Source organism: Bradyrhizobium sp. (assembly GCF_016462955.1).
Classification (GTDB): Bacteria; Pseudomonadota; Alphaproteobacteria; order Rhizobiales; family Xanthobacteraceae; genus Bradyrhizobium.
Genome location: NZ_JAEMSD010000508.1, coordinates 1 through 4,798 on the forward strand (window position 1 = coordinate 1; position 4,798 = coordinate 4,798).

Sequence of the window (4,798 nt, forward strand, 5' to 3'; positions counted from 1 at the left end):
TATGTTGGGCGCTCGGGCGGGAATTTCGAAACCCCGACAGGTGTTTGACGTAATATTAAAGGGGATGCGGCAAGGTCATTGCCGCATCCAGCGATAGCGAGCACAGAGACCGGAAGCGAATGGCAGCGATCAAGACGGTTGGTGTGATTGGATCGGGGCAGATGGGCAACGGCATTGCGCATGTTGCCGCGCTCGCTGGCTTTAACGTGGTCCTCTACGATGTGTCCGCCGATCGCCTGAAGTCCGCGATGGCCACCATCAACGGCAATCTGACTCGCCAGGTCGCCAAGAAGACCATCACCGAAGACGCGCACAAGAAGGCGCTCACCAGGATCACCTCGTCCGACAGCCTCGACGGGCTGGCTGCCTGCGATCTCGTAATCGAGACCGCGGTCGAGAAGGAAGAGATCAAGCGCAAGATTTTCCACGATCTGTGCGCCGTGCTGAAGCCCGAGGCGATCATCGCGTCGAATACGTCGTCGATCTCGATTACCCGATTGGCAGCATCGACGGATCGGCCTGAGAAATTCATCGGCATCCATTTCATGAACCCGGTTCCGGTGATGGAGCTGGCCGAACTTATCCGCGGCATCGCCACCGATGATGCGACGTTCGACACCGCGCGCGAATTCGTCACCGCGATGGGCAAGCAGATTGCCGTCTCGGAAGACTTCCCGGCCTTCATCGTCAACCGCATCCTGCTGCCGATGATCAACGAGGCGATCTACACGCTGTACGAAGGCGTCGGAAACGTCGAAGCCATCGATGCGGCGATGAAACTCGGCGCGCATCATCCGATGGGCCCGCTGGAGCTGGCCGACTTCATCGGCCTCGATACCTGCCTCTCCATCATGCAAGTGCTGCACGAGGGCCTGGCCGACTCCAAATACCGCCCGTGCCCGCTGCTGGTGAAATACGTCGAGGCCGGCTGGCTCGGCCGCAAGACCCAGCGCGGCTTCTACGACTACCGCGGCGCCAAGCCGGTGCCGACGCGCTGACTGCGACAGTTCATGTCCCATTAACTCCTCGCGCCTAGGTTACGCCCAGTAAGAGGGTCGCGTAATGGACATGATGGCTATGGTCAGCAGCATGCTGGCCGCTCAGCAAGGCGCATTGCAGTCGAATATTGCGGCGACGCTGACCAAGCAGAACGCGGATATGGAGAAATCCACCGTCCTGACGCTGCTCGGCGCCGGCCAGCCCTCGCTCGCCAATGTCGGCCCCGGCGTCGGCGGCAATCTCAACGTCACCGCCTGAATATCTCAGAGTGAAGCGGCGGCCTTTCCGGTCGCCGCCCGGATCAGCTTGATTGCGTCCTCGCTCGCCCATTCCGCCGGCCCCGCGATCGTCGCGATCTCGCAGCCATGTGGGTCGACCAGCACCGAGGTCGGCATGCCCAGCGCCCGTCCCACGGCTTTAAGGTCCTGAAAGACCTTGGCTTTCTGGTCGCTGAAATAGCCGAGCCTGACAAGATTGGCCTCTTTCAGGAAGGTTTTGGGCTTCTCGGGGTCGCGGGTGTCGATGTTGATCGCCACCACCTCGAAATTCGGGCCCGCCAGCTTGCCCTGGAGCACGTCCAGGGCCGGCATTTCCTTGCGGCATGGCACGCACCAGGTCGCCCAGAGGTTCACCAGCAGCGTCTTGCCGCGGAAGTCGGACAGCCGCTTCGGCTTGCCCTCGGCATCCTCGAAGGCAAGGTCAGGCAGCTTCAGTGGCGCGGCGGCCATGGTCAGCGCCGCGACCTCACCCTGGACGAGCGGGGCGATCCTTTGCGCCGTCGCCAGCGCCGGCTTGCAGGTCGGATCGCCCACCGGCGCCCGGCCGAGGCCGAGCCCATAAAGCGCAGCGAAGCCGGCCAGGCCCACGACCGCCACGGCGGCGACGATGAGGGGGATCCGGCGCCTGGCGGAGGGCGTCTTGTCGAGCATATCGTTTGTCATCCGGTCGCAGATATGGCTATCAGGGGCCTCTTAATACGGCTGGCAGCAGTCGGCAAACGTGCGGCAGCCAAAAGCAAGGCGTGAAGCAGGCGATCATGAGCAACAAGATGTGGGGCGGCCGGTTCTCGGAACGTCCCGATGAGATCATGGAAGAGATCAACGTCTCGATCGACGTCGATCGTCACCTGTTCGCCCAGGATATTGCCGCGTCCAAGGCCCACGCCGCGATGCTGGCCAGCCAGGGCATCATCACGGCCTCTGATGCGAAAAATATCGGCAAGGGTCTAGACACGATCTTGTCAGAGATCGGCAAGGGCGATTTCACGTTCAAGCGCGCGCTCGAAGATATTCATATGAACGTCGAGAGCCGCCTGTCCGAGCTGATCGGCCCCGCTGCCGGCCGTCTGCACACGGCGCGTTCACGCAACGACCAGGTCGCGACCGACTTCCGGCTGTTCGTCCGCGACGTCATCGACCAGACCGAGGCGGCGCTCGCCGCGTTCCAGCAGGCGCTGGTCGAGCGCGCGCTGGAGCACGCCGCAACCGTGATGCCCGGCTTCACGCACCTGCAGACGGCGCAGCCCGTCACCTTCGGCCATCATCTGCTGGCCTATGTCGAGATGGCCGCGCGCGACCGCGGCCGTTTCCAGGACGCGCGCAAGCGGCTGAACGAATCGCCGCTCGGCGCGGCTGCGCTCGCCGGCACCTCGTTCCCGATCGACCGCCATGCCACGGCGAAGGCGCTCGGCTTCGACCGCCCGATGGCGAACTCGCTGGATGCCGTGTCCGACCGCGACTTCGTGCTGGAGACGCTGTCCGCGGCGGCGATCTGTGCCGTACACATGTCGCGCTTTGCCGAGGAGATCGTGATCTGGACCTCGCCGCTGGTCGGTCTTGTCAGGCTCAGCGACAAGTTCACCACGGGCTCCTCGATCATGCCGCAGAAGCGCAACCCCGATGCTGCCGAGCTCGTGCGCGCCAAGACCGGACGCGTCATCGGCGCGCTCAACGGCCTCCTGATCGTGATGAAGGGCCTGCCGCTCGCCTATCAAAAGGACATGCAGGAGGACAAGCAGGGCGCCATGGAGGGCTTCGCCGCGCTGTCGCTGGCGATCCGCGCCATGACCGGCATGGTTCGCGACCTCGTGCCGGACGAAGCCAGGATGAAGGCGGCCGCGGGCGAAGGTTACGCCACCGCGACCGACCTCGCCGACTGGCTGGTGCGGACGCTGAAAATGCCGTTCCGCGAAGCCCATCACGTCACCGGCCGCATCGTCGCCAAGGCCGCCGAGGGCGGCGTCGCCCTGCACGAGCTGCCGCTCAAGGAGATGCAGGCCATCGAGTCCAGGATCACCAAGGACGTGTTCGGCGTGCTCTCGGTCGAATCGTCGGTGAAGAGCCGCACCAGCTTCGGCGGCACTGCGCCGAAGAACGTCGCGTCGCAGGCCAAGGCCTGGGCGAAGCGGCTGGAAAAAGAGCGGAAATCGGGCTGAGGGACAAAATTTCGCTGATCTTTCATGGTCATCCGGCTCTCGCCAGAGCGCGCCAATCTCTGTATGGTGCGGCCCGCGTAGTGGGGATTTCGTCGTGACGTCAAAGTTTCGCCCGGCCGGCTCGGGGTGGGCCATCATTGTCTTGAGCCTGACGGCGCTCGCGCTTGCCGGGTGTGGCCGCAAGGGCCCGCTGGATCTGCCGCCGACCGCCTCCACCGCGCCTGCAGCCACCGGCGCTGCGCCCGTCGATACTGAGAGCGCGGCCCAGAAGACGCCGAGCCTGTTCGACCCGACCTCCAGCGCGGATGCCGCGCCCGCGGCGGCCAAGGGCCGGAAGAAACCGTTTATTCTCGACCCGCTCCTGGACGAACCTCCCGGCAGGAAATAAGCCGGCACAACCGAGCCCGCGCCATGAACCATTTCGACTATCGCAACGGCGTGCTGCACGCCGAGGCGGTGAACCTGTCCGAGCTGGCCGCCACCGTCGGCACGCCGTTCTATTGCTATTCGACCGCGACGCTGGAGCGGCACTACCGCGTCTTCACCGAGGCCTTTGCCGGCGAGAAGGTGCTGGTCTGCTACGCCATGAAGGCGAACTCGAACCAGTCGGTGCTGCGCACGCTGGCCCGGCTCGGCGCCGGCGCCGACGTGGTTTCGGGCGGCGAGCTGAAGCGCGCGCTGGCCGCCGGCATCCCCGCCAGCAAGATCGTGTTCTCCGGGGTCGGCAAGACGGAGGCGGAGCTGCGCGCCGCGCTCGCCGCCGACATCCTCTGTCTCAACGTCGAATCCGAGCCGGAGCTCGAGCTGCTGTCGCGGCTTGCGACCGAGATGGGCAAGACCGCGCGGATCTCGCTGCGCGTCAATCCCGACGTCGATGCCGGCACGCATGCAAAGATCTCCACCGGCAAGTCCGAGAACAAGTTTGGCATCCCGATCGCGCATGCCCGCGAGGTCTATGCGCGCGCCGCGAAGCTGCCCGGAATCAAGGTGACCGGCACCGACGTGCATATCGGCAGCCAGATCACCGATCTCTCCGGCATGGAGACCGCGTTCCGGATTCTCTCCGAATTCGTGCAGACTCTGCGCGCCGACGGCCACGACATCAGCCACGTCGATTTCGGCGGCGGTCTCGGCATCCCCTATTACATGGACCGCGAGGCTCCGCCGGCGCCCGCGGCCTATGCCGCCATGGTCAAGCGTGTCAGCCACAATCTCGGCTGCACGCTGATGTTCGAGCCGGGCCGCATGATCGTCGGCAATGCCGGCATCCTGGTCGCGAAGGTGATCTATGTGAAGCACGGCGACGGCAAGAATTTCGTCATCATCGACGCCGCCATGAACGACCTCATCCGCCCGACGCTGTAC

The 4,798-nt window shown here is 64.8% G+C and carries 6 protein-coding genes; 5 read left to right on the forward strand and 1 reads right to left on the reverse strand.

The genetic code is table 11. From position 1 onward, the window contains the following. Positions 1 to 119 precede the first annotated feature (119 nt). The gene (locus JHD07_RS33000) at positions 120 to 998 is read left to right on the forward strand and encodes a 3-hydroxybutyryl-CoA dehydrogenase (RefSeq protein WP_291629746.1); all 879 of its coding nucleotides are present in this window, start codon (positions 120 to 122) and stop codon (positions 996 to 998) included. Positions 999 to 1,062: 64 nt separating this feature from the next. Then, positions 1,063 to 1,257 carry a hypothetical protein gene (locus tag JHD07_RS33005; protein ID WP_025033571.1) on the forward strand — a complete coding sequence of 65 codons (195 nt, stop codon included), beginning with the start codon at positions 1,063 to 1,065 and terminating at the stop codon, positions 1,255 to 1,257. A gap of 5 nt (positions 1,258 to 1,262) precedes the next feature. Here the strand turns inward: JHD07_RS33005 and JHD07_RS33010 are convergent, their stop codons facing one another. Next, positions 1,263 to 1,928, reverse strand: a complete 666-nt coding sequence (locus JHD07_RS33010) for a TlpA disulfide reductase family protein (RefSeq protein WP_291629756.1) — start codon at positions 1,926 to 1,928, stop codon at positions 1,263 to 1,265. A 107-nt stretch (positions 1,929 to 2,035) separates the two neighbouring features. Between JHD07_RS33010 and argH the strand changes: the two genes are divergently transcribed. From argH to lysA, 3 genes are all read left to right on the forward strand, one after another. Next, a complete protein-coding gene (gene argH, locus JHD07_RS33015) occupies positions 2,036 to 3,433 on the forward strand; it encodes an argininosuccinate lyase (RefSeq protein ID WP_291629750.1) in 1,398 nt (465 codons plus the stop codon). 94 nt (positions 3,434 to 3,527) lie between these two features. Beyond that, positions 3,528 to 3,821: a lipoprotein gene (locus JHD07_RS33020; protein ID WP_291629752.1), complete on the forward strand. Its 294-nt coding sequence runs from the start codon at positions 3,528 to 3,530 to the stop codon at positions 3,819 to 3,821. Between the two features lie 23 nt (positions 3,822 to 3,844). Next, the coding region (gene lysA, locus JHD07_RS33025) for a diaminopimelate decarboxylase (protein WP_291629754.1) at positions 3,845 to 4,798 on the forward strand (954 nt) is incomplete at its 3' end.